The sequence below is a fragment of the Streptomyces sp. MspMP-M5 genome (assembly GCF_000373585.1).
Lineage (GTDB): Bacteria > Actinomycetota > Actinomycetes > Streptomycetales > Streptomycetaceae > Streptomyces.
In genome coordinates, this window is the sequence record NZ_KB891962.1 from 89,732 (window position 1) to 114,349 (window position 24,618).

25 protein-coding genes are annotated in these 24,618 nt (G+C 72.3%); 11 read left to right on the forward strand and 14 right to left on the reverse strand.

Annotated features, from left to right (window positions below):
* Positions 1–24 precede the first annotated feature (24 nt).
* The 5 genes from B073_RS0137685 to B073_RS0137705 are packed head-to-tail and all read right to left on the reverse strand — an operon-like array spanning position 25 to position 6,499.
* Positions 25–2,118, reverse strand: a complete 2,094-nt coding sequence (locus tag B073_RS0137685; RefSeq protein ID WP_018543228.1) for an endo-beta-N-acetylglucosaminidase — start codon at positions 2,116–2,118, stop codon at positions 25–27.
* Positions 2,115–3,386 carry a glycoside hydrolase 5 family protein gene (locus B073_RS0137690; RefSeq protein ID WP_018543229.1) on the reverse strand — a complete coding sequence of 424 codons (1,272 nt, stop codon included), beginning with the start codon at positions 3,384–3,386 and terminating at the stop codon, positions 2,115–2,117. Before B073_RS0137690 ends, B073_RS0137685 begins: the two co-directional genes overlap by 4 nt.
* Before the next feature lie 31 nt (positions 3,387–3,417).
* Positions 3,418–4,269: a carbohydrate ABC transporter permease gene (locus B073_RS0137695; RefSeq protein WP_018543230.1), complete on the reverse strand. Its 852-nt coding sequence runs from the start codon at positions 4,267–4,269 to the stop codon at positions 3,418–3,420.
* A complete protein-coding gene (locus B073_RS0137700; protein ID WP_026248104.1) occupies positions 4,266–5,195 on the reverse strand; it encodes a carbohydrate ABC transporter permease in 930 nt (309 codons plus the stop codon). Before B073_RS0137700 ends, B073_RS0137695 begins: the two co-directional genes overlap by 4 nt.
* Positions 5,196–5,203: 8 nt before the next feature.
* Positions 5,204–6,499 carry an ABC transporter substrate-binding protein gene (locus B073_RS0137705; RefSeq protein ID WP_018543232.1) on the reverse strand — a complete coding sequence of 432 codons (1,296 nt, stop codon included), beginning with the start codon at positions 6,497–6,499 and terminating at the stop codon, positions 5,204–5,206.
* Between the two features lie 280 nt (positions 6,500–6,779).
* Here B073_RS0137705 and B073_RS0137710 point away from each other — a divergent pair, with 280 nt between their 5' ends.
* Entirely contained in the window at positions 6,780–7,868 is a 1,089-nt protein-coding gene (locus tag B073_RS0137710) for a LacI family DNA-binding transcriptional regulator (RefSeq protein ID WP_018543233.1), read from the forward strand.
* Between the two features lie 103 nt (positions 7,869–7,971).
* Here the strand turns inward: B073_RS0137710 and B073_RS0137715 are convergent, their stop codons facing one another.
* The 3 genes from B073_RS0137715 to B073_RS0137725 form a co-directional block, all read right to left on the reverse strand.
* Entirely contained in the window at positions 7,972–8,424 is a 453-nt protein-coding gene (locus B073_RS0137715; protein WP_026248105.1) for a hypothetical protein, read from the reverse strand.
* 170 nt (positions 8,425–8,594) lie between these two features.
* Positions 8,595–9,473, reverse strand: a complete 879-nt coding sequence (locus tag B073_RS0137720; RefSeq protein ID WP_018543235.1) for a lysozyme — start codon at positions 9,471–9,473, stop codon at positions 8,595–8,597.
* A gap of 356 nt (positions 9,474–9,829) precedes the next feature.
* Positions 9,830–10,486, reverse strand: a complete 657-nt coding sequence (locus B073_RS0137725) for a transglycosylase SLT domain-containing protein (RefSeq protein ID WP_018543236.1) — start codon at positions 10,484–10,486, stop codon at positions 9,830–9,832.
* A 551-nt stretch (positions 10,487–11,037) separates the two neighbouring features.
* Between B073_RS0137725 and B073_RS0137730 the strand changes: the two genes are divergently transcribed.
* Complete coding sequence (locus B073_RS0137730; protein ID WP_018543237.1) at positions 11,038–11,259, forward strand: hypothetical protein; 222 nt, start codon at positions 11,038–11,040, stop codon at positions 11,257–11,259.
* 92 nt (positions 11,260–11,351) lie between these two features.
* On the opposite strand, the gene B073_RS0137735 is transcribed toward B073_RS0137730, so the two are convergent.
* The 5 genes from B073_RS0137735 to B073_RS0137755 all read right to left on the reverse strand — a co-directional run bounded on the left by B073_RS0137735 (position 11,352) and on the right by B073_RS0137755 (position 15,672).
* Complete coding sequence (locus B073_RS0137735) at positions 11,352–12,059, reverse strand: transglycosylase SLT domain-containing protein (protein ID WP_018543238.1); 708 nt, start codon at positions 12,057–12,059, stop codon at positions 11,352–11,354.
* A gap of 441 nt (positions 12,060–12,500) precedes the next feature.
* Positions 12,501–13,394, reverse strand: coding sequence for an alpha/beta fold hydrolase (locus B073_RS0137740; protein ID WP_018543239.1), 894 nt, complete (start codon positions 13,392–13,394; stop codon positions 12,501–12,503).
* 61 nt (positions 13,395–13,455) lie between these two features.
* Complete coding sequence (locus tag B073_RS0137745; protein WP_018543240.1) at positions 13,456–14,694, reverse strand: beta-ketoacyl-[acyl-carrier-protein] synthase family protein; 1,239 nt, start codon at positions 14,692–14,694, stop codon at positions 13,456–13,458.
* Positions 14,691–14,924 carry an acyl carrier protein gene (locus B073_RS0137750; RefSeq protein WP_026248107.1) on the reverse strand — a complete coding sequence of 78 codons (234 nt, stop codon included), beginning with the start codon at positions 14,922–14,924 and terminating at the stop codon, positions 14,691–14,693. Before B073_RS0137750 ends, B073_RS0137745 begins: the two co-directional genes overlap by 4 nt.
* A gap of 295 nt (positions 14,925–15,219) precedes the next feature.
* Positions 15,220–15,672, reverse strand: coding sequence for a MarR family winged helix-turn-helix transcriptional regulator (locus B073_RS0137755; RefSeq protein ID WP_018543242.1), 453 nt, complete (start codon positions 15,670–15,672; stop codon positions 15,220–15,222).
* Positions 15,673–15,850: 178 nt separating this feature from the next.
* On the opposite strand from B073_RS0137755, the gene B073_RS0137760 reads away from it, so the two are divergent.
* The 7 genes from B073_RS0137760 (at position 15,851) to B073_RS0137790 (ending at position 21,749) form a co-directional block, all read left to right on the forward strand.
* A complete protein-coding gene (locus tag B073_RS0137760) occupies positions 15,851–16,261 on the forward strand; it encodes an organic hydroperoxide resistance protein (RefSeq protein WP_026248108.1) in 411 nt (136 codons plus the stop codon).
* 262 nt (positions 16,262–16,523) lie between these two features.
* Positions 16,524–17,825 carry a PP2C family protein-serine/threonine phosphatase gene (locus B073_RS43175; RefSeq protein ID WP_018543244.1) on the forward strand — a complete coding sequence of 434 codons (1,302 nt, stop codon included), beginning with the start codon at positions 16,524–16,526 and terminating at the stop codon, positions 17,823–17,825.
* Positions 17,826–18,099: 274 nt separating this feature from the next.
* The gene (locus B073_RS0137770) at positions 18,100–18,387 is read left to right on the forward strand and encodes a DUF6400 family protein (protein WP_018543245.1); all 288 of its coding nucleotides are present in this window, start codon (positions 18,100–18,102) and stop codon (positions 18,385–18,387) included.
* A 2-nt stretch (positions 18,388–18,389) separates the two neighbouring features.
* Entirely contained in the window at positions 18,390–18,614 is a 225-nt protein-coding gene (locus tag B073_RS0137775) for a hypothetical protein (protein WP_018543246.1), read from the forward strand.
* 248 nt (positions 18,615–18,862) lie between these two features.
* A complete protein-coding gene (locus B073_RS0137780) occupies positions 18,863–19,747 on the forward strand; it encodes an SCO6745 family protein (protein WP_018543247.1) in 885 nt (294 codons plus the stop codon).
* A 420-nt stretch (positions 19,748–20,167) separates the two neighbouring features.
* Complete coding sequence (locus B073_RS0137785; protein ID WP_234025264.1) at positions 20,168–20,854, forward strand: hypothetical protein; 687 nt, start codon at positions 20,168–20,170, stop codon at positions 20,852–20,854.
* 205 nt (positions 20,855–21,059) lie between these two features.
* On the forward strand, positions 21,060–21,749 hold the full coding sequence (locus B073_RS0137790; RefSeq protein WP_018543249.1) for a pyridoxamine 5'-phosphate oxidase family protein: 690 nt from the start codon (positions 21,060–21,062) through the stop codon (positions 21,747–21,749).
* A 174-nt stretch (positions 21,750–21,923) separates the two neighbouring features.
* On the opposite strand, the gene B073_RS0137795 is transcribed toward B073_RS0137790, so the two are convergent.
* The gene (locus B073_RS0137795; protein ID WP_018543250.1) at positions 21,924–22,625 is read right to left on the reverse strand and encodes a TVP38/TMEM64 family protein; all 702 of its coding nucleotides are present in this window, start codon (positions 22,623–22,625) and stop codon (positions 21,924–21,926) included.
* A gap of 312 nt (positions 22,626–22,937) precedes the next feature.
* Between B073_RS0137795 and B073_RS0137800 the strand changes: the two genes are divergently transcribed.
* Positions 22,938–23,129 carry a hypothetical protein gene (locus tag B073_RS0137800; protein ID WP_018543251.1) on the forward strand — a complete coding sequence of 64 codons (192 nt, stop codon included), beginning with the start codon at positions 22,938–22,940 and terminating at the stop codon, positions 23,127–23,129.
* A 166-nt stretch (positions 23,130–23,295) separates the two neighbouring features.
* Complete coding sequence (gene tuf, locus B073_RS0137805) at positions 23,296–24,471, forward strand: elongation factor Tu (RefSeq protein ID WP_018543252.1); 1,176 nt, start codon at positions 23,296–23,298, stop codon at positions 24,469–24,471.
* Positions 24,472–24,618 lie beyond the last annotated feature (147 nt).

Sequence of the window (24,618 nt, forward strand, 5' to 3'; positions counted from 1 at the left end):
CGGGGTGCGCGGCGGCGGCCGGGGTCACCACGGGTGCCGGACGGCCGCCGGCGCGGAGTGGGCGAACAGCTCGTCGACGGCGCGGACGGTGAGCAGCGCCGCCGCCTCGCCGCCGGCCCGGCGCAGCCCGGGCACGAAGAACGCGGTACCGCAGGTGCCACCGAGGAACACTCGCCGCCCACAAGGTAGTTGACGGTGCAACACATACTGGCGAACCGGACCGGGGACGCGCCGCCAGGTCAGCCGGAGCGCGGTCGCGCCGCCGGCGGTGGCGGCCTCGGTGACCCGCGCCCCGCCGGGCACGGCCGGCTTGCCGCCGGCACCGTCGTGGACCGCCAGCGCGCCCAGCCGCCAGGCCACCGCGCGCCCGCCCCGCCCGGTCAGCCGCACGCCCAGTGCGCGCACCGTCCCCCGGCCGAGGGCGCCCGGCCGCAGCGTGACGGTGCGCCAGCCGTCCCCGGCCCGTACGGTGCCCGCGGGCAGAAAGGCGTACGGCACGGGCGCACCCGGCGCGGGGGCGTCCCGCAGCGCCACCGCCACCTCGGCGGTCACCGGGCCGGACCCGGGATCGGCGCGGTGCACCAGCTCCAGCACGGTCCCGGGCCCGCACGGCAGCCGGGTCGGGAACAGGTCCAGCACGGCAGGGGAGGGCAGCGGCCCGCGCACCAACAGCGCACTCCCGCCGCGCCAGGCATCGGCGAAGTCCAGGCACACCTCCGGGCGCGGCCCCCCGGTACGGACCACCCAGCGCCGCGGCGGCAGCCGGTCCTGCAGCCCGAGGTGGTTCCACTGCGCGTCGGAGGCGACCGTGCCGTGCTCGTACCAGCGCAGGCCGTGGCCGGTGTTGAAGGACGTGGCGAACGGCAGGGCGGTGACCGTCGACCGGTCCGCGACCACGCCCGCCGGCGCCCGCCACCCCGGGCCGTCGCCCGCCGGCCGGGACGGGTCCGGTGCCGCGCCGGACCAGAACCGGTCGTCCGCCGCGTGGAACCGGCCCGGCGTCCGCCCGGCGGGCAGGTGGTGCAGCGTCCACTCGGGCCGGTAGAAGCCGTACGACACCACGGGGTCGCGGCCGGGCGGCGCGATCGCGTCCCAGTCCACCGCGGTGTTCCACCCCGCCGACTCCACATCGACGCCGGCCCGCAACTCGTAGCGGCCACGGCCGAGTTGCCCGGCCAGTCGTCCCGAGTCGGCGAGGGTCCGCGCGGTCCACCGGAAGTCCAGGAACACCGAGTCGGCGACCGGCCCGGCGGCGTCCTGGAAGAACTCCTGGTTCCGCGCGTCGAGCGCGCCCTGCCAGGCCACCCTGCCGTCCCGGTCCATCGCGTCGTACCAGGTGATCCGCAGACCGTGCCGGGCGCCCGCGGCCCGCAGCGCGCGCAGGAAACCGCGCATGTCCGCACCGAGCGCGGCGTCCCCGCCGTCGGTCTCGGCGTTGACGAACCAGCCGTCGAAGCCGTACGCCCGAGCCACCGCCGCCAGCTTCGCGGCGAGCGGATGGCGCCCCGCGGCATCCCGCCGCACTAGGTCACGGGTCCAGCGCAGCTGCCCGCCGTAGGCCGCCGGCGGCAGGAAGACGGTGCCCAGCACCGGTACGCCGTTGCGGTGCGCGGCGTCGACGACCGGGGCGGTGGGCGCGAGGATCAGCCCCTCGCCGGCCGAACCGCCCCAGAAGACCAGCTCGTCGAGGTACGCCCAGTGCGTCGGCGCGTAGACGTCGGCGGTGGCCGAACCCTGGGACGGCTGGCCGGCGGTGGGGCCGAAGGAGACCAGCGCGCTGATCCGGGCCCGGCCGGCGCGCGCCGTGGTGTTCGCCGGCGTCGGGGTGAACCGCTCGGCGAGCGGCACCGACGCGGCGTTGAACGGCAGATCGCGGTCGGCCTCCGCGGTCCAGGACGCCAGGCTGCGCCAGACGACCCCGTCCGCGGGTGCGCCGTCGGGCAGCGAGTCCGGGAACCAGTACGCGGCGTACGGCTGGAGCGGCGCGGCACCACCGGCCGCGGGGCGGGCCGCGGCCTCCGCCAGGGCGGGCGACGGGCCGAGCAGGGCGGCCGCGGCCCCCGCCGCGCCCGCGTACAGCACCCGGCGGCGGGGGAGCGGGCGGGGCACGCCGCTCATCGTCCCACCACCTCCTCGGGGGTACACACCTCGGTGATCCCACGTGCCGCCACATGCTCGGAATCGGCGGCGAGTTGGGCGAGGACGAGGGCGGGCCGGACGCCCTGTGCGGCCAGTTCCGCCCAGGCTTCGAAGACCGGGCCGCCCGGCGCGCACACCGAACGGTGCGGCGCCTCCTCGGCGTCTCCGGCGTCGACGACCAGCGCGGTGGTCCGGGCCGGCGGCCGGTGCGGACGGTCCCGCCAGTGCGCCGCCAGCTCCGCGAAGGCCCGGCCCACCGGCTTGACCGCCCGGTCCTCGGTGAGCAGCCCCAGCCCGTACTCCAGCTCCGGGAAGTCCGCGAGCGACCGCGGGACGTCACAGGAGCACCACCACGTGACACCCCAAATTCCCTGGCAGTCAAGGACATTGGTGACCGTGGCGGCGGTGAAGCGGGCCGCGCGGTCCTCGGGGATGTGCGGGGCGGGGGCGCCCACCTCCTGGAGCCACACCGGGCGGTGCGGGTCCCGCGCCCATGCCTTGGACAGCTCCACCAGGTACGCGGCGTGCTGCTCGGTGGCGGCGCCGGCCGGGCCGTGACGCTGCGCGGTCCCGTTGAACACCCAGGAGTGCACGGCCGTCATGGCGCCGAGCCGGGCGGCGTGCGCGGGGGTGAAGGGATGGCCGTCCAGGTACCAGGCGGCGTCGTACCCGGCGTGCAGATGCGGGCGGCCCGGCGCGCCCCGCTCGCAGGCGGCCAGCATCCGCTCCAGCCAGGCCGCCGCCTGCCCGCCGGTGATCCGGTCCGGGTCGGGGTGCGGGGCGTCCGCGAACTGGTTGAACTCGTTGCCGACGGTCATCCCCAGGAAGGCGGGCCGGTCGGCGAGCGCGGCGGCCAGCGTCCGCAGGTACTCCTCCTGGCCGGCGAGGACCTCGGGGTCGGTGAAGAGGTTGCGGCGGTGCCAGGTCCGCGTCCAGGCGGGCAGGAAGTCGAAACTGGACAGATGGCCCTGGAGGCCGTCCACCGCGACGTCCAGTCCGCGGTCGGCCGCCGCGTCGGCCAGCCGCACCAGCTGCTCGACGGCGCGCGGCCGGATCAGCGTCCGGTTGGGCTGGAACAGCGGCCACAGCGGGAAGACCCGGACGTGGTCCAGGCCGAGCGCGGCCAGGGCGTCCAGGTCCGCGCGCACCGCGTCCAGGTCGAAGTCCAGCCAGTGGTGGAACCACCCCCGGCTCGGCGTGTAGTTGACGCCGAAGCGGATCCGGCGCGGCTCGTGGGCTACGGGCATGACGGGTCCTGTCCCTCCGGTGGAAGTGGCATCAGCCCTTGACGGCGCCCTCCTCGACGCCGCGGAAGAAGAAGCGCTGCAGTCCGGCGAAGAGCACGATCAGCGGCAGCACGGCGATCACCGAACCGGCCGCGACCAGCCGCTGGTTGTCCGCGAAGGTGCCGTGCAGAGAGTTCAGGCCGACGGTCAGGGTGAACTTCGACTGGTCGCTCAGCACGATCAGCGGCCACAGGAAGTCGTCCCAGGCGCCCATGAACGCGAAGACCGCGACCACCGCCAGGGTGCCCCGCACCGACGGCAGCGCGATCCGCACGAACCGCTGCCAGGCGTTCGCGCCGTCCACGAACGCCGCCTCCTCGACCTCGTACGGCAGCGCCGCGAAGGCGTTCCGCATCAGCAGTACGTTCATCGCGCCGACACAGCCGGGCAGCACCACCCCGACCAGGGTGTCGTTCAACCGCAACTGACGCATCGCCATGAACTGGGCGATCATGATGCTCTCCACCGGCACCAGCATCGCCATGACGAACACCACCACCACGACCCGGCGGCCGCGGAACCGCAGCCGGGCCAGCGCATAGCCCGCGAGCGCCGCGCCCGCGCAGTTGGTCAGCACATTGGCGACGGCGACCTGGAGGGAGTTCAGCGCGAAGTCCCACACCGGGATCACCCGCGCCACCGCGGCGTAGTTGCCGAGCGTCGGATGCTCCGGCAGCAGGCTCGGCGGAAAACGGTAGAGATCCTCGCCCGGACCCTTGAGGGACGTCGACAACTGCCACAGGAACGGCCCGACGGTCAGCGCCAGCACCACGAGCAGCAACAGATAGCGCGCCGCCGGCGAGCCCCCGGCCCGCCCCCGCCGGCGCCGCTCGGCCCCGGTCACCGGTCCTCCCCGCGGTGGGCGCGCAGCACCAGCAGCATCAGCCCGAGCGTCAGCACGAAGACCACCACCGACAGCGCCGAGGCGTAGCCGACCCGCCCGCTGAGCCCGGTGCCGGCCTGCTGGACGAGCATCACCAGCGTGGTGTCCTCCCCACCGGGCCCGCCGGCCGGCCCGGCCAACAGATACACCTCGGAGAACACCTTGAAGGCGTTGACCGCGGACAGCGCGGCGACCAGCACCATCGTCGAGCGCACCGCGGGCACCGTGACGGTCAGGAAACGCCGCACCCGGCCGGCCCCGTCGACCGCGCACGCCTCGTGCAGCTCCCGCGGCACCTGCGCCAGCGCCGCCAGATAAACGATCATGTAGTAGCCGAGGCCCTTCCAGACCGTCACCGCCATCGCACTGAGCAACAGCAGCCACGAATCGCCGAGAAAGCCGACCCGGCCCCACCCCAGTGCTTCCAGCAGCGCGTTGACCAGCCCCCGGTCGTCCAGCAGCCACACCCACATCAGCCCGACCACCACCACCGAGGCCACCACCGGCAGATAGAACGCGGCCCGGAAGAACGCGATCCCCGGGACGCTCCGCCGCACGAGCAGGGCCAGCAGCAGCGGCAGCACCACCAGGGGCGGCACCACGCCCAGGACATAGAGCACGCTGTTGCGCAGCCCCGTCCAGAACATCGGATCGGCCAGCATCTCCCGGTAGTTGGCGCCGCCGGTGAACCGCCCGGCCGTCAGCGTCCGGGCATCGGTGAAGGAATGCGCCACCGTGCTCACAAACGGATAGAGGCTGAATCCGCCGACGACCAGCAGGCCCGGCGCGAGGAACAGCCAGGGGCCTGCGGCCCACTGCGTACGCACGCTCCGGCCGCGGCCGGCGGGCCGTAGAACACCGGCCGCCACGGCACTCCGCCTGCCCATTTCCGGCCTCAGCCGGCCGTCAGCAGACGGTCGCACTGGGCCACCGCGGAATCCAGCGCCTCCTTCGGCGACTGCTTTCCCTGGAGGGCCCGGGCCACCGCATTGCGCAGGACCGTCTTCATCTGGTCGCTGAACAGCACCGGGGTGTAATTCACCGCGGTTCTCAGCGACTTCGCCGCCGCCACCCGCACCCGGGTCGCATCCGTCCCGTCCTCCTTGGTGAAGTACGGATCGTCCAGCGAACCCTTGGTACTCGGAAAGACCGTGACCTGCCGCGCGAACGCCATCTGGTGCCGCTGGTCCGTCACGAAGTGCGCGAACGCCACCGCCGCCGGCTTCACCCGGCTCTGCGCGTTCACCATCAGGCCCTGTACGTACATATTGGCCCTACCGGTGTTGTTGACCGCGTCGGTGACACCGACGTTCTTGTAGAGGCCCGGCGCGTCCCGTTTGAAGTTCGCCAGATCGAGCGCGCTGCCCGGGTTCATCGCCACCGACTGCTGCGCGAACTTGCGCCCCGCCGACTCGGCCACGGCCGTCAACGCCTGCGAGTCCAGCGCCCCGGCCGCGTACAACTGCCGGTAATGGGTGAGCAGTTCCACGCCCTTGGGCTCGTTGAAGGTGAACTCCGCGCCCCGGGCGTTCATCAGCCGCACGCCGTAACGGCCGAAGTCCTCGATCGACGGCGCGGCCGCCAGCATCGCGATCCTCCGGTCACTGTTCCGCGCCATCGTCAGCGCGTCCGCGAACAACCGGTCGTAGGTGACCGGCGGTTTCTCCGGATCCAGACCGGCCTTGCGGAAGAGGTCCTTGTTGTAGAACATCGGGCCGGTGTTGAGATACCAGGGGAAGGCGTAGACACCCGGCAGCCCCGGCATCTGCTGGCTCTGCCACGCCCCGTCCAGATACCCGCCCCGGTACTGCGCCGCCGCCTTGCCGAGGTCGAGCGCCAGCCCGGCCTTCGCCAGCGGATACGCGAGATCGGGCGACACGTTCACCACATCCGGCAGCGTGCCGGCGGCCGCGTCCGCGCTCAGCTTCTGCGCATATCCCTCGGCCGGCTGGTCGATCCACTTCACCTTCGTGCCCGGGTACTTCTTCTCGAACTCCGCGATGACCCCGTCGAAGTACTTCTGGAAACGCGCCCGCAGATTCCACGTCTGGAAGGTGACCTGTCCTTCCACCTTCCCCGAGGCACCGCCGGAATCCCCGCCGCCGTCCGGAGCACCGCACGCGGACAGCGAAAGAGCGGAGACGGCGAGGACCGCGGTGGCGGCGGATGTCCGACGGGCATGACGACGCATGGCCGGCTCCTTGACTGCTGCAGTGCGCGGAAGTGCTCGGACCGGAGAACTGTCGTACTCGTCGCGTCAGAGATCCGGTTCCACGGCGCGGTGTGGGCCTTCTCGGGCCTTCCGGATCGCGACGCGGCAGACGCTACTAATGCGATTTAGCGGGCGTCAAGACCCCGATCCCGCAAGGATTTTGAGGTCCGACCGCCGATCCTCCCGGACATTGTTTGACAGGCCCGGCCGCCCTGATCAGACTGTCGGCACTCAGCGGTCCGGCCCGGAGGAGCCCGCGATGACAGCGCCCGGTGAGGCCGCCCGCCGCAAACCGGCGCGCCGCCCGACCATCAAGGACATCGCCCGGCGGGCCGGGGTCTCCGAGAGCGCCGTCTCCTTCGCCCTCAACGACCGCCCGGGCGTCTCCGACGGCACCCGCGCCCGGATCCGCCGGGTCGCCGACGAACTGGGCTGGCAGGCCAACAGCGCCGCCCGCGCCCTCTCCGGCGAACGCGCCGACTGCCTCGGCCTGGTACTGGCCCGCCCGGCTCGCACCCTGGGCGTGGAGTCCTTCTTCCTCCAACTCGTCTCCGGCATCCAGGAAGTGCTCTCCGCCCGGCACACCGCCCTGCTCTTCCAGGTCGTCGAGGACCTCGACACCGAGTGCGCGCTCTACTGCCGCTGGTGGGCCGAACGCCGGGTGGACGGCGTCCTCGTCGTCGACCCCCGCACCGACGACCCCCGCCCCGCCCTCCTCACCGCCCTCGGCCTCCCCGCCGTCACCATCGGCGGCCCCACCGCCCCCGCACCCCCCGCCGGACCGCCCGCCCCGCTGCTCTCCACCGTCTGGGCCGACGACGCCAAGGCCATGGCCCGGATACTGGACCATCTGCACGACCTCGGCCACCGCCGCATCGTGCACATCGCCGGCCTGCCCGGCCTCGCGCACACCGCCCGTCGCATCCACTCGCTGCGCACCGAGGCCGCCCGGCGCGGCCTGGACGCCCGGCAGGTCCGCTCGGTCACCACCGACTACTCCGACGCCGAGGGCGCCGCCGCCACCCGCCGCCTCCTCGACGCGGCCGCCCCGCCCACCGCGCTCGTCTACGACAACGACGTGATGGCGGTCGCCGGCGCCTCGGTGGCCGCGGGCCGCGGCATCCCCGTACCGGGCCGGCTGTCCGTCGTCGCCTGGGACGACTCCCCGCTGTGCCGCGTCGCCCATCCCCCGCTCACCGCGCTGGTCCGCGACACCGCGGGCTTCGGCCGGCTCGCCGCCGGCGAACTCCTCGCCCTCCTCGACGGCGGCCCGCCCCGCACCGTCGAGGGCGAACTCCCGCACCTGCAGCCCCGCGAGAGCACCGGCCCGCCGCCCCGGAACGCCTGACGGCACACCGGTGGGCCGCAACCCGGCCACGCGGAAACCGCGCGACCGAGCCCGGCCCACCGGAGTACTGCTTTCCCCCAACTCCCTTACGAACAGCGAACGTTCAGTGCCGGAGGGTGACCCCGGGAGCCAGCCGCCCGCAGTTGGAACCGGCGACCCGGACACTCACCGACTCGACGGCCCCGCCCCAGTCCACACACCTGCCCTTCGCCGCGAGATGGACCGGCCCGGCGTAGGCGGTGTATTTCCCGCTGTCGAACACCGGGGCGGAACTGTGGTCGGACGGCCCGAGTTCGGCGCGCACGAACACCGGCTTCCCCGGCGCATTCCGGACCGTCACCACACAGTTCTTTCCGGTCTTTGCGCTGTACGTCAGATAGACCGTGCCTTTTCCGCTGACCGGTGCCGAATTCACGACGCGGTAGCCGCTGCCGCACGCCCCGTTGTACGCCCCGCCGGCGCGCGGCGCGGCCGACGCGGTGCCGGCCAGGCCCATCGTGGCCATTCCTGCCACGGCCAGCGCCGTCGAACCGGTGAGAAGAGAAGAACGCTGCATGGAAAACCCCCGTCGGGTGGTGTCCTTCGCGTGGTCGTGCACCCAATCGGTGCTGCACGGTGTTGGACACCAGCCGGACGAGGATGGTTGTACCCGAATTTCCGTCAGCGCGTGTGCTCTGCGCGGGTTCTGCGCGCGTTCCTTTTCGGCCCCGGGTCTTCGGCTCCGGGTCAGTCGTCGTCGTCCGGGCCGTAGGCCAGCACCTTCAGCCGGCTGTACGGGCCGTTGAACCGGTTGTGGTCGCCGACCGTGTGCCCGGAGGAGGTGTGCTGCCAGATGCTGTGGAAGCGCCAGCCGGCCGGCAGGTTTCCGACGGACGAGCCGTAGCGCGGAATCCACAGCGGGTTGCTGCGGCCGAACCGGCCGGAGTTGCCGGTGCACCGCTTCCACCAGTTCGTCGAGGTGTAGATCACCGCGTCCCGGCCGGTCTGCTCCCGGTAGGTGTGCACGAAGTCGGCGATCCAACTCACCATGCCCGCATGGCTCCTGCCGTAGCAGGTCGCCCCGTAGGGGTTGTACTCCATGTCGAGCGCGCCCGGCAGCGTCCGGCCGTCCCGCGACCAGCCGCCGCCGTGGTGGGCGAAGAAGCGCGCCTGCGACGCACCGCTGGAGTGGTCCGGCAGCGCGAAGTGGTACGCGCCGTGGATCATGCCGGCGTTGTACGCGCCGTGGTACTGCTCCTCGAAGTACGGGTTCTTGTAGTTGTTGCCCTCGGTGGCCTTGACGTAGGCGAACCGCACCCCCATCCGCCGCAGCTTCCACCAGCCCACCTTGCCGTTGTGGCTGGAGACGTCGACCCCGGCCACCGACCGCCGGGGCCAGGCGCCGCGCGGCTCCGAACCCCCGGACCGTGCGATGCCCTCGTGCGCGGCGATGGTCGAGCCCATCCAGTCCTGCTCGGGGTGGGCAGGGGTCTTCCCGGCGTCCGGTGTCGCGGTGGCCGTACCCGGGATGCCCAGCGGGAGTGCGAGCACGGTGGCGAGTGTGACGAGGGAGCCGGCGGCAAGCGGGACCGTACGCCGGGCCGGTGCGGATCTGCGCAAGGGCATCTCGTGCCTCCGAAGGACTTCGGTCGAGTCAGTTTCGGCAGCTTTTGAGCAGAATCCTGCCGATGAAGAGACTTATACGCTGAAATGACCGATTCCATGGCTCCACGGGCCCGGGGTCCGCCGTCCGGCCGGGCCATCTCACTCGTCTGGTCGGCCACCGCGGGCCCTCCGCCCGGCCGTCGTGGCACAACGAACAGAGCCGTGGCGCGACGAGCAAAGAAGACGAGCGGGCCCCGGCAGTGCCGGGACCCGCTCTCCGCTCAGCGGCGAACGCGCCATGTCGCCGCCTCGTCGGTCATGTGTGCCGGCCCTGCCGGGCCTGCCGTCGCGTCTGCCGCACCGGCGCCGGCGGCGGTTCAGTACGCGGAGTTGACGTTGTCGATGGAGCCGTAGCGGTGCGCCGCGTAGTTGGCGGCGGCGGTGATGTTGGCGACCGGGTCGGTCAGGTCATGGGCCGTACCCGCGACGTGGTAGGTGTCGAAGGTGGGCTGGATCACCTGCAGCAGACCCTTGGAGGGTATGCCGTTCTGGGCGTTCACGTCCCAGTCGTTGACGGCCTCGGGGTTGCCGCTGGACTCGCGCATGATGTTGCGGTGCAGGCCGTCGTAGCTGCCGGGGATGCCCTTGGACTTCATGATGTCCAGCGACTGCCGGATCCAGCCGTCGAGGTCGTTCGCGTAGGTCTTCGGCGCGGCCGGGCGGTCGGCGGAGCGGCTGGTGGCCTGCTCGGCGGCGCGGTCCTGCTTCGCCACGGCGGTGACCTTGATGTGCTCCGCGACGGACGCCTTCACGGGGCGCTCGGCCGCGGCGCCGGCCTTGGCCGGCATCCCGTCGGCGTTCACCGGCTTGACCGCGGCCGGCGCGTGTGCGGCCGTGGTCGCGGCGTTGCCCGGGGCCGCGGTGACGGCCAGACCCGTGCTGGCACCGGCGGCGGCCAGAACGGCCACAGCGATCTTGTGGGTGCGGGTGATGCGGGTGATCCGGGCAGCGCGGGGCAGGGTGAAACTGGGCATACGGGGGTGACCTCTTCCAGGTACTGGGGACGGGGAGGCGGCCATCGTTGGCGCGTTCGGACCGGAGACTCCTGGCCGCGATCACCCTCGGGGTGGGAAGTGCGGCGCGCTCTCGGTGCGACGAGATCCATGGTTAACGGCCGACCCTGTGGGTGGCAATGCCCCCTTGTACTACCTCTCTTCGTGAGATGTGGCGCGATGCCCGAATTGAGTAGTTATCTACCCCGTGTTTGCGGGCCGGGCCTCCTCCGCCGTCGACTAGGCGGGCTCGTACGTGACGTACGTCGCGTGCCCGGCGTCACCCGCCGAGGCGCCCCGGAAGCCCCCCGGAACCCCTTGCGCGTTACCTGGGTCACATCCGAATTGCCCACCGCCGCCCCGCACTTCACGCCCACCGGGCGCGCCGGAGACGAATCGCGCCCCGGCGTCCATCGATACGGCGGCCCGGGTCGTCCGTTCGTAGCAGCGACCGGGCTGTCGCACGGCCGCCGGACCGCGGGTCCCCGAGAGTGAGACCACGCACAACCACCACTCACCGTAGGGAAGTGCTTATGCTCCGTCGCATCACCGTCGTGCTCGCCGGCCTCCTCGCCGCCGGATTCCTCGCCACCGGCGCAGCCGCGGCGGCCCCCGTCGACCACCACCACGGGCGCCGGCCCCAGCACGAGAGCCGGCACCGCCTGACCCCGAGGGAGCGCGAGGGCCTCCGCATCGCCGCCCACGTCCTGGACGTCCTCTTCGGCGGCCCGTCGCGCCGCGACCACATGTACTGACCGCGACGCCGACGGCAACGGCCCTGCCCGCACAGTGCGGGCAGGGCCGTTGCCGTCGACATCGCGGCGCCTCGGGGGCGCGGAAAGCCGCCTCAGTAAGCGGAGTTGACGTTGTCGATGGAGCCGTAGCGGTGCGCCGCGTAGTTGGCGGCGGCGGTGATGTTGGCGACCGGGTCGTAGAGGCTGTGGGCCGTACCCGCGACGTGGTAGGTGTCGAAGGTGGGCTGGATCACCTGCAGCAGACCCTTGGAGGGTATGCCGTTGCGGGCGTTGATGTCCCAGTCGTTGATGGCGTACGGGTTGCCGCTGGACTCGCGCATGATGTTGCGGTGCAGGCCGTCGTAGCTGCCGGGGATGCCCTTGGACTTCATGATGTCCAGCGACTGCCGGATCCAGCCGTCGAGGTTGTTCGCGTACGTCTTCGGCGCGGCCTTGGGGGCGGCCTTCGGCGCCTCCTTGGCGATCGGCGCGCGCTCCGCGGAGCGGCTGGCGACCTGCTGGGCGACGTGGCCCTGCTTGGCGACCGCGGTCACCTGCAGGCCGGCGGCGACCGACGCGGTGGCCGCCTCGTCCTGGTTCTGCTCCTTCGCCGCCTTGTCCTTGGCCGCGATCGGCAGGCCGTCGGCGCCGACCGGCTTCACCAGGGCGGACGCGTGCGCGGCCGGCGTCGCGGCGTTGCTCGGCGCCGCGGTCATCGCCAGTGCGGCCGCGCAGCTCGCGGAGGCCACCAGCGCCGCGGAGATCTTGTGCGTGCGGGTGAGGCGGACGGTGCGGGGCAGGGAGAAATGGGGTATGGGCATGCGGAGGTGACCTCTTCCAGGGCGGGGTGGCGGGGGAGGGGGCCATCGGTGGCTGTCCCGGGGACCGAGGGGCAGTGCCGCGCTCGCCGCTCTGGCGGAGTCCGCAGGCTCGTTCTCGGTGTTACCGCAAACATGGTTAGCGCCGGCCCGGGATGGTGGCAATGATGCCGTGTACTACCCATCTTCGTGCGTACGGGTGAGATGTCCGTAATGGCGCCTGGAATTCCCGGCCCGCGGGCCCCCGGGCTCGACTAGTCCGCCTCGTACGTGACGTACGTCGCGTGCCCGGCATCACCACCGCGGGCCCTCAAAGCCCCCTCCGCACACGGCAGTTTGTTGCCCCGGTCACAGCCCGACGGGGCCGGTCCGCCGCCTCCGGCGATCCCGGCCCCGCCCCTGCGTACGCGCCCGGCTACGCCACGTGCCCGCCGGGCCCTCCGCTCACACCCGCGCCGGATCGGCGACCGCCCGCGCGCCCGCCGCGGCCAGGCGCCCCACCGCCGCAAGCGGCCGGTCCGTGAAGAACCGCGCCACCAGATCCGCGACCTCCTCCGGGCGCTCCAGTACCACCCAGTGATCCGTGTCGGGAACGGTCAGAAAACGGCTGCCCGCGATCGTCGCCGCGAAATCCCGCTGCCGCGCCGGGGACGTCACCGTGTCGTGCTCACCACTGAAGACCAGCGTCGGGACGCCCGACAGGCCCCCCGAGAAGTCCGGCCGATCGCTCAGCGCCCGCTTCAGCGAATCCACCGCGTGCGGCGAGTGCAGCGCCGCCTGCAGCATCGCCCGCCGCACATAGCGGTACGCCAGCTCCCGCCGAGCCACCGACCGGCTCGCGTCACGGCAGAGCAGCCCCTCGGCCACCATCGTCGCGAAGGAGTCGGTGTCCCCCTCCCTCAGACGCCTCGCGGCCCGCTGCCAGTGCGCCACCTGCTCGTCGCTGACGTGCGCCGGCACCCCGCCCAGCGCGAGCCGGGCGATCCGCCCCGGAAACCGCCGGGCGCACCCGAAGGCCAGCCCCGCACCGTAGGAGAAGCCGAAGAGATTGATCCGCGGGACACCGAGATCGTCGATGATCCCCAGGATCGCCGCACACAGCACGTCGATGCCCGGCCCCGGCGGCAGCGGCTCCGCGGTACCCATCCCCGGCAGATCCGCCGTCACCACATCCGCCACCGGCCCCAGCCGGTCCTCCATCTGCGGCCAGCCGAACATCCCCTGCAGCGCGCCGCCCAGCACCATGACCGGCTCGGTGCACCGCTTTGTCCCCCGCAACACCCGGTACGCATACGACACTCCGCGCACCGACAGGGAACGGATCACTTCCTCGGACATGGCATTCCTTCTCGAAGAGGCTCCATACGGCCCGGAGCGCCCGGCGCCCCGGCCCACTCATCTAGCGGGTCAGGACGAGCGCCGCGTTGTGGCCCCCGAACCCCAGCGACGTCTTCACCGCGCAGTCGAACGCCGCCGGCCGGGCCTCGGCGCGCACCACGTCGATCGGGATCCGGGGATCGGGCACCGTGAGGTTGGCGGTCGGCGGCACCAGCTGCTGCTCCAGCGCCAGCACCGTCAGCGCGGTCTCGATCCCGCCTGCCGCCCCCAGCGTGTGCCCGGTCATCGCCTTCGTCGACGTCACCAGCGGATGCTCACCGAGCACCCGCTGCAACATCACCGCCTCGATGCGGTCGTTGAGCACTGTCGAGGTGCCGTGCGCGTTCACATGACCCACGTCACCGGGCCGGACACCGGCATCCTCCAGCGCGCTGCGCAGCGCCCGCTCGATGCCCCGCCCCTCCGGATCCGGCGCCACCGCCGCGTACGCGTCACTGGACGCACCGTAACCGGCGATCTGTGCACGGACCGGCGCCCGCCGTGCTCTGGCGTGCTCGGGCCGCTCCAGCACCAGCAGCCCCGCACCCTCGCCGACCACGAAGCCGTCCCGGTCCACGTCGAAGGGCCGGCAGGCCGCCGTCGGATCGTCCCGCCGAGTGGAGACCGCCTTCATCTGGCAGGCGCTGGCGATCAGCAACCGGGACAGCACCGATTCCGCACCGCCCGCGATCGCGATGTCACACGCCCCGGCGCGCAGCAACTGGTGCGCGGTGCCCACCGCGACGGTCCCCGAGGAGCAGGCGGTGGCCACCCCCAGGCTCGGCCCGTGCGCCCCGAGGTCCATGCAGACGCTGCTGGCCGCGCTGTTGATGACGGTCAGCGGGGCGAGCTTGGGGGAGACCCGCCGGGCGCCGTGCCCGGCCATCGCCGCGCTCTGCTGGTCGTAGAACGGCAGCCCGCCGTGCGCGGAGCCGATCACCACCGCGACCCGGCCGCTGTCCCAGCACTCCGGGTCGAGCCCGGCATCCCCGACCGCCTCCCGGGCGGCGATCACCGCCAGCTGCGAGAACCGGTCCATCAGCCGCTGGGTGGCCACCCCGAGCAGCGCGGTGGGGTCCAGATCCGCCGCCGTGTACATGAAGTCGCAGGGAAGATCGGCGAGTTCGTCGTGCCGGGACACATTGCCCGGCACCACGTCATGGGTGATGGCGTGCCAGGTGGCCTTCGTGCCCACGCCGGCCGCGGTCACCAGGCCCAGTCCGGTCACGGCCGCGGTGAACGGCTGCTGGCGGGCCGTCACGCGGCGACTTTGCCGTCGATGGCCGCCACCAGCTGTCCCACCGTGTCGCGCGAGGTCAGCGACACCTCTTCCAGATCGACGTCCAACCGCTCCTCGATGAGCACCCGGAGCTCTTCCAGGGCGAGGGAATCCAGCCGCAGGTTGCGCAGCGGGGTGTCCGCGTCCACCTCGCCGCGCGCGACCCCGAACCGTTCCTCCAGCAAGGTGTTGACAACTTCTGCCGCATTCACGTGGCGCTCCTCCGCTGTTCGTAGGCGATGCCGCCAACCGCGTCCTGGGCGGGATTCAGCCGGTCGCCCCGGCTGGTTTGGCCACCCTTTATACGCCTTTGTCCCGGCTGCTCCCCAACCGTGGTAGCTCAAAGGGGTGATGGGCGCGCCGGAGCGGGGGAGGGGCTCCCTTCGGGGCGGCGCGGTGCCGCGGGAGGCAGCTCGCTGTCTAACGCCCGAAGGCGCGGCGAGGTACGGGTCGGACGCCCACGGGTGCGAGGCGATCTCTGCGACGCGCCCGCCCGGTGGCGACTCCTCAGGCTTCGTCGAGCGCGCTGGTGACCCGCCCCAACAGGCCGCGCAGGGTACGGAGTTCTTCGACGGTGAGCCCGGTGGCGGCCAGCATCCGGCGGGGGACCGGCAGCGCCCGCTCCCGCAGCTCCGCGCCGGCCCCGGTGAGCCGGATGATCACCGACCGTTCGTCCTCGGGGCTGCGCTCCCGGTGCACGAGGCCCGCGGTCTCCAGCCGCTTCAGCAGCGGCGAGAGCGTGCCGGAATCCAGCCGCAGCCGCTCGCCGATGCGCTTCACCGGCTCCGGCCCGTGCTCCCACAGCACCAGCATGACCAGGTACTGGGGGTAGGTCAGGCCCAGCTCCTTGAGGGCGTCCCGGTAGACGTTCCCGAACGCCCGCGAGGCGGCGTGCAGCGAGAAGCAGACCTGGTGGTCGAGGCGGAGCAGTTCGGCGTCGGAAACCGATGGGGTGGTCATGGGCCCAGGGTAACGCGCCCGGTCAATTTAGTTGCGCACAATCTACTTGCATGCAACTCAATTACGTGCGACTCTGATGGCGGGCCGGGTCCTCCGGTCGGCCCGCCCCGGCTTCGGCCGCCGGCCGCCGGTCTCCACGACCCGCCCCGTCCACCACACCCAATCGAAGGGACCCCTCATGGACGCGCTGTACACCGCCGCCGCCACCGCCAACGGCCGCGAGGGCCGGGCCGTCAGCTCGGACGGCCGGCTCGACCTCGCCCTGGCCCTGCCCCCGGCCCTCGGCGGCGACGGCAACGGCACCAACCCGGAACAGCTCTTCGCCGCCGGATACGCCGCCTGCTTCGCCAGCGCCATGGCCAACGTCGGCCGCCAGATGAAGCTCGACACCAAGGACGTCTCGGTCACCGCCGAGGTCTCGATCGGCAAGGACGACACCGGCTTCGGCCTCGCCGTCGTGATGCGGGTCGAGCTCCCGGACGTCCTGGCGGGCGAGACCGGACGGCGGCTCGTCGAGGCCACGCACCAGTACTGCCCCTACTCGAAGGCCACGCGCGGCAACATCGACGTCGAGCTGGTCATCGAGTAGCGGGCGGCAGGGGGGCGGGCGAGGGGGCAGGTCCGAGGGGAGTGGGCCGGGGGAGTGGGGTGGCGCGGGGTGGCTCGCCGGCGGCGACGCGAGTGCGATGCGGGCGCGATGCGGGGGTGACGGGGGCGATGCGATGGCGGTGCGGGCGAGGGCGGCGGCATTCGGTGGCGAGCCTCCCTGCGACGCCGGGAGGCGGAACGGGTTTCGCCAGGGCACAGGACACCATCCGGGCATTTGCCGCACTCCGGTGCAAACATGATGTATGCCCTTTCGACGGCTGACGCGCCTGCTCCAACGGCCGGATCCGAGCCACGCCCTCCTGCTGATCCCGGTCGGACTGATCGTCGCGGTCTACGTGATCGACGTCCTCACCCCGCCGGACATCCACCTCGGCCCGCTCCTGGTCGCCGCCCCCGCCCTCACCGCCGCCCTGGCCGGCCCAGGCCCCACCGCGCTGATCGGCGTGCTGGCGGTCGCCGCCCAGGTGAGCATCGGCATCGCCCGCAACGCCCTGTTCACCGAGAACCTCGCTGCGCAGATCGGTGCGTTGATCGTGGTGGCCGGCCTGGTCTTCGTCTACACCGTCGTCCGGGAACGCAACGAACGCCGCCTCTCCCGCAGCCGCTCCATCGCCGCCGTCGCCCAACAAGTCCTCCTCCGCCCCCTTCCCACCCACACCGCCGACCTCGAAATCGCCTCCCTCTACCTCCCCGCCGAAGAAGAAGCCGAAATGGGCGGCGACCTCTACGCCGCCGCCCGCACCACCGCCAGCACCCGCCTGATCATCGGCGACGTCCGCGGCAAAGGACTCCCCGCCTACAGTCACGCCGCCCTCATCCTCGGCGCCTTCCGCGCCGTCGCCCACCGTCAGGCGACCCTCCCCCGCCTCACCCGCCACCTCGACGGCGCCCTCCGCTGGGACACCACCCAATGGCACACCACCACCCACACCCGCACTGATGCCGACACCGACAACGGCGCCGGCGGCGAGGGGCGCCCCCACGCCGACGCAGATGGCGGGGTGGGGGCCGATGCCGGTGCCGATGGGGACAGCGGGGAGAACTTCGCTACCGCCACCGTTCTTGACATCCCCGACCGACGCAACGAACTCACCACGATCAACTGCGGACACCCACCCGCCCTCCTCCTCCGCAACGGCCAAGCCCACCCCCTCACCCCCCTCCACACCGCCCTCCCCCTCGGCCTCGGCAACCTCGCCACCCCGCCCCAGTACCCCACCCAGACCTTCCCCTTCCACCCCGGCGACCTCCTGCTCCTCTACACCGACGGCGTCACCGAAGCCCGCAACCCCCACGGCACCTTCTATCCCCTCGCCCAACGCGCCTCCGCCTGGACGCACCACACCCCCCACCACACCCTCCAGCAACTCCGCAACGACCTCCTCGCCCACACCCACGGCCGCCTCACCGACGACGCCGCAGCCATCGCCATCCGACGACTCCCGCCCCACGACGCCGCCCGCCACCACCCGGACGCGGCGGACGACACCTCGCAGGAATCGGTGGACGACACCGCGCAGGCGTCTGCGGACGGCACCTCGTAGAGGTCCCGGGCATCGGCCGGGGCGACGGCCCGGGGCGGGCGCCAGCGATCATCGTCCCGAGCCGTCGGACCTCCTGCCCGGCATGAGATCCGTCACGCCCGAGCACCCGGCCGTTCCGCCCCGCCCCCGATATTCCGCCCATCCGGCGCCCTCCTGGGGCGCACATCCGGAGGGCCTCTCCGGCTGACGCTTCCTCAATCCTGTCGGGCTTGCTAAACACGTCCGATCGGGGGTACTCGTCCGAATCGTCCGCGAGTGGTACAGGAAGCGCAGCATGACCGACCACGCCAGCCCCTCCGGCCCCGGAGCCGACATATCCCGCGTCACCGGGCTCTCCGCCGACGGCACGCGCGGGACGTTCGAGTTCGACCTCACCGGTCACGAAGCCCGACGCCGGGCCGAGGTGCTCGCCGCGCTCGGCGACTCCTGGGACCCCGTCGCGGTGCTGGCCGACGAGGCGGCGGCCCAGCGGCTCCTCTACTCCGGCCTCGACGCCGACCAGCAGGCCCTCTACGCCCGACTGGTCGCCGACGGGGTGCTGCCGGCCGCCGAGCAGGGCTAGGCATGCTGCCGATCGACCCCACCGCCGACATCGGCCGCCGCGCCTGGGTGCCGTGCCCCCGCTGCCAGGACGACCAGGACTGCGGCCCCTGCCGTGCCGGCCGCACCTGCAGCGTCCACTGGCGCTACCTGCTGTCCAACAAGGGCCCCCTGCTCCACCTCCAGTGCCCCACCTGCGCCCACCTCTGGTCCTGGAACTCCGGCTTCGGCGCCGACGACCGCCCCTGATCCTCGGCGACGACTGCTCCGAGGCAGCCGCCTCGTCACGGGCTACCCGTCACCCTCTGCTCCGGGCTCCCGGCTCCCCGCGCAACTTCCCAGCGCCCCCGCCCGAACAGCGCTAGCGTGCGAGGCACGAGGTACCAGGCGTCAGGCACCAGGCATCAGACGCGGAGCCCGGCCGGGCAACCCGCCCGGCCCTCGGGCCCAAACCTCCCGGCGCCCGCCGCACCTCCCCGTAGCCCACCGAGGAGCCGATGCCGACCATGGAGCCGCCCACCGCAACCGCACAGCGGGCACGATCGCTCTGGCTGATGACCGAGCCCCTGCACGCGGTCTGCTACTTCGACGACCGCTGCCGGGCCCTGGGCAAGGACCTCGGCCTCAGGGGCTTCTGGATGGGCTACTTCGCCGCCCGCACCGCGCCCCTCGGCGCCGTCGAACCCGCTGTGGCCACCGCCGTCCTGGGCGTCTTCGCCCCGGGTATGGTGGCCCGCGCGCTGCCCGCCGCGTGGAGCGTCGTCAGCCCCGCCCACGTCCTCGACGAACGCGGCACCCGCGCCGCCCACGCCCTCCGTACGCTCGCCCCGGACCTGGACCGCTCCGCCGCCGCACTGCTGCCCCGCCTCCAGACGCTCGTCGACGCCGCCGCCGACACCGCGCGCCCGCTCTTCGCCGCCAACCGCGCCCTGTGCGACCACGCCGACCCGGTGGAACGGCTGTGGCAACTCGCCACCGCGCTGAGGGAGTTCCGGGGCGAGGCCCATCTGGCCGTCCTCGCCGACCGGGAACTCGACGGCTGTGAGGCGCTGGTCCTCACCGCCGCCACCGGCCGGGTGCCCACGGACAGCATGCGCGAGGACCGCGGCTGGACCGAGGAGGAGTGGGCGGCCGCCGCGGACCGGCTCCGCTCCCGCGACCTCCTCGACGCCCAGGGCAACGCGACCGCGCCGGGACTCCACGAACGCACCCACATCGAGCAGGAGACCGACCGCCTGGCCGCCCGGCTCCTCCGCCCCCTCGCCCCGACCGAGGCCGACGACCTGCTGGAGCTGCTGCACCCCGTCGTCCGCCACGTCCTCGCCGCCGACGTGCTGCCCTTCCCCAATCCCATCGGCCTGCCACATCCCGACACGCCGTAACGACATCCCAGACCGCGCCACCGAAGCATCCGGTATCACCTTTCCCCCGTCGGAACGTCCGGTACGAGCCGCCGACCCCCGGCACGTCCGGCTGATTCACAAGGTAACGCGCCGCACTGACAGCCGACTTCTCCCCCGCGAGGGGTACCCCCTGCGATACAGCGTGATTGTCGGCTTCGCTACGACGTGATTGTCATTTGGTGGTCCGATGGGTGCTTTGGGGTGCTTTGCAGCGACAGATCGGATCACCTCCGACGGAAGCGGCGTTGTCTGAGTATGGATCCGAGAGAATTGTGGGACCGCAACGCTGTACTGGCAGAAGCGTTTTGCCGTGGTGACGAACGTGTCCGGGAAGCGCAGGCCAGACTTGACGAGGCGCAGGCCGATCGCTCCCGTGTCCTGGCGGCGTTCGCGTTGACAGTGGGCAGTACGGGCGCGGTGGCCGGACTGTTCGGGCTCAATGAACGGGAAGTGCGGGTCGCCCGGCGCACGGTGGGCAAGGACGACGCCCGCGCCGTCGCCGAGGAGCTGCTGTCCTCCGCCCCGCGCATGCCGCCCAAGGAGCCGGAGGATCCGTCCCCGCCCTCCGATGCCTCTTCCGACCCTTCCTTCTTGGCCGGCAGTCGCCAGGCCGGTCCGCCGACCACCGGCGTCACACCGGAACAGAACTGGTCACCCGCCATGGACGCGGTTCTGATCGGCAGCTGGCAGACTGGCGTCGACCTGAGGGAGCTGGCCGTGGAATTCGGCCTCGACCTCTCGCGCCTGATGGCGCGCGCCCAGCAGCTCTCCGCCCAAGGGCGCTTCTACCCCGGCCCCACCGAGACCTACGCGGGCCGTCACCGCCGCGGCGCCGGTGAGGGCCAGGAGTCCGAATACACCATCCCCGCCCAGCAGTCGGCGACATGGAACGGGGCGACCGCCCAGCACATGGCGTCCGGCTGGCACACGGGAGCCATGCCCCCCACCGAACCCGTTACCGATGTCTCCTCCTTCACCTCCGACTGGGACAGCGCCCTCGCCCCCTGGGGCTCGATCGCTCCCTCCCACGAGGACCCCGCAGCGGCATCCCACCAGCCATGGGCCCAATATCACCTCAGCTCCTGAAGACTCTCCCACGGAATCAGTTGTCACGTAAGTCATTCGCAACGAATTCAGTGAACTATCTGGCCTGAATATTGTGAAGTCGTTACTCTGACGGGCAGTCCCGCTGGGCTGCCCGCTCGCGTAAGCAGCCCCGCCTCCTGGCCCGTGCAGCGACCGATCCCGTAGCACGTCAGCCCCGAGCAGACAGGTAGACAGGCACACAGCCATGACCACGTCCATACCCACCCCGGCCCGCACCCTGACCGAAACCGACCGCACCCGACACCGCCGGCTCCGCGAACAGGGCAGCCTCGACCGCGCCGAACTCGACGCCATCCTGGCGGCCGGCTTCGTCTGCCACCTCGGAGTGACCGTCGACGGCACCGTACGCGTCGTCCCCACCGTCTACGGCTCGGACGGCACCACCCTCTACTTCCACGGGTCGGTCGCCAGCCGCAGCCTCGTCTCCTCCCCGGGCGCCGACGTCTGCGTGACCGTCACCCACGTCGACGGCCTCGTACTGGCCCGCTCGGTCTTCGAACACGGCGTCAACTACCGCAGCGCCATGATCTACGGCGTACCCCGCCCGGTCACCGACGACGCGGAGAAACTGGCCGGACTGCGCTGCCTCACCGAACAGTCCGCCCCCGGCCAGTGGGACTACGCCCGACGGCCCAACCGCAAGGAACTGGCCGCCACCGCACTGCTCGCCCTCTCCCTCGACGAGGCATCGGTGAAGATCAGGACCGGCGCCCCGGACGACGGCGACGGCCCGGACGCCGAACTCGGCCTGTGGGCCGGCGTCCTGCCCCTCCACACCACATGGGGCACCCCGGAACCGGACCCCGTTCTGGACACGAAGACGCAGCTCCCGCCCCACATCGCGGCACGCGTGGGCACGCCCGCCTCGTCGTAGCCCTGCGGCCGATGGCCGTGGAGTCGTGAGCCGTGTAGCGGTAGCGGCATAGGGCCGCATTCGGGGATCGCTCCGGCCGGGACCGGTCCGACCGGCCGGGATCGGTCCGGCCCGTGAGTACGTCGAGTACGTCGAGACGCCACCCCGGCGGCGCCGGCGACCCGTCCGTGACGATCAACCCCCGCGCAGCGCCTTCCGCTTGCACCAGGCGAAGGCCACCGCCACCAGCCCGCTGACCGCGATGAAACCCATGGACAACAGGAACGCAGGCGACGTGGGAGCCGACGCCCGGGCGCCCGCCACCGCGTAGGCGGCCGTGTTGGGGACACTGCCCAGGGCCGTGGCCAACAGGAACGGGCACCAGCGCATACGGGACACGGCCGCGGCGTAGTTCGTGGCGGCGAACGGCAGCCCGGGGAACATCCGGATCGCCAGCATCGAGCGGAACCCGTGATCGCTCAACTGCCGGTCGGCGGCGGCCAGCCAGCGGGCGCGCAGCAGCGGCCGCAGCGCGTCCTGCCCGAGCAGCCGACCGAGCCCGAACGCCAACCCGGCCCCCAGCACTGTCCCGGCGAGCGTCGTGACCAGTCCCGACTGACTTCCGAAGAGCGCACCCGCGGCGAGGTTCAGGACCGGCCGTGGGACGAAGGCGGTGGTGCACACCCCGTAGGCGAGGGCGAAGACCACCAGCGCGGCCGGCCCCGTCAACTGGGCGGGCCAGCCGCCGGCCAGCAACCGCTGTGGATGCCACAGCAGCATCGCGGCCCCGGCGCAGGCCAGGAGCAGAAACAGCAGTGCCAGTCGCGACCAGGGGGAGAACAACAGACGCGTACAGCGCGCGGCGAGGCCGTCGGGCGTTGCGGCGGGGGCGGGCATCCGGGGAGCGTATCCGACGCGCGCGGCGCACCGCCGGAATCCGGGCCGCGGCACGGCGATCGACACAGCGAATCGCGCCCCGTCTGGCCGCCGGGTCGAGGTCGATATGAAGGGGCAGGATCGGCAGGGCCGATGGGCCGATGGGCCGATGGGCCGATGGGCCGATGGGCCGACGGGGGCGACGGCTGTCGCCCCGCGCCTGTTGCCCCGCGCCTGTTGCCCCGCGTCTGTTGATCGTTGGGCCCGCTTGTGTCAGCCCCCAGGGCCGTAAATCGTTCGACGCCGGAACAACGTCCCGGCACCATATGACGCATGTTCCGGCACGCCTTCCTTCCGATGCCGTCCGCGGTCGCACCGACCGTCGCGGACGCGCCGAAGGCTGCCGCCGGACTCCTCACCGCAGCCCCGGCGATCGACGTGGCCGTCACCGCCGCCGCAGCCACCACTGCTCCCGTCGCCGCAGCCGTCCAGGCCGCCGTCGCGGCAGGCGGCGCACGAAGCTGACCCTCTCCGGATCGTCCGGCGGACCCCGCAGGGGGAGGGTCGGAGCGGGCCAGGGGTCCCCACGGCGCCACATCGCCGTCGTCACCGCATTCCCGATTCCCGCATTCCTGATTCCCGGATTCTCGAAGTCCGAATTCTCGAGTGCATTCCTGCGAGGAAGAACACCATGCCCAAGACGGCATACGTCCGGACCAAGCCGCATCTGAACATCGGCACCATGGGCCACGTCGACCACGGCAAGACCACGCTCACCGCCGCCATCACCAAGGTCCTCAGCGACCGGGGCAGCGGCACGTTCGTGCCGTTCGACCGCATCGACCGGGCCCCCGAGGAGGCCGCCCGCGGCATCACGATCAACATCGCGCACGTCGAGTACGAGACCGGGACCCGGCACTACGCCCACGTCGACATGCCCGGCCACGCCGACTTCATCAAAAACATGGTCACCGGCGCGACCCAGCTCGACGGCGCGATCCTCGTCGTCTCCGCGCTCGACGGGGTCATGCCACAGACCGCCGAACACGTCCTGCTCGCCAAGCAAGTGGGCGTCCGGCACATCGTCGTCGCGCTCAACAAAGCCGACGCAGGGGACCCCGAGCTCACCGACCTGGTGGAGCTGGAGGTGCGCGAACTGCTCAGCGGCCACGGCTACGACGGCGAGCACCTGCCCGTCGTCCGGGTCTCCGGGCTCCGCGCCCTGGAGGGCGACCCGCGCTGGACGGAGGCGATCGCCGCCCTGTTGGACGCCGTGGACACCTACGTCCCGGTGCCGGAGCGGTATGTGGACGCGCCGTTCCTGCTGTCCGTGGAGAACGTCCTCACCATCACCGGACGCGGAACCGTCGTCACCGGGGCCGTCGAACGCGGCACGGTGCGGTGCGGCGACCACGTGGCGGTGCTCGGCGCAGAGACGCTGACCACGGTCGTCACCGGGGTGGAGACCTTCGGCAAACCGATGGAGTCCGCCGAGGCCGGGGACAGTGTCGCGCTGCTGCTGCGCGGGCTGCACCGCGAGCAGGTACGCCGGGGTGACGTCGTCGCGGCACCCGGCAGCGTCACGCCGCGACGGCGCTTCACCGCCGAGGTGTACGTGCTCTCCACGGAGGAGGGCGGCCGGCGCACGCCGCTGACCACCGGGTACCGGCCGCAGTTCTACCTCCGTACCGCGGACGTGGTCGGCGCCATCGACCTCGGCGAGCGGGCGGTCGCCCGTCCCGGCGAGACGGTGTCGGCCACGGTCGAACTGGGCCGCGCGGTCCCGCTCGAGCCGGGCCTCGGCTTCGCCATCCGCGAGGGCGGCCGCACCATCGGCGCAGGCACCATCCGCACCACGGAAGCCTGACCGCAGCCCGACCGCACGCCGACGACACGGCCAGTTCTCGGACAACCAGTGTGGCCAGTTCTCGGACAACGCAGCCAGTTCTCGATCGTCCCTTGAGAACTGGCCGCACGCTCGTCCGTCGAGAACCGGCCGCGCGAGAACTGGCCG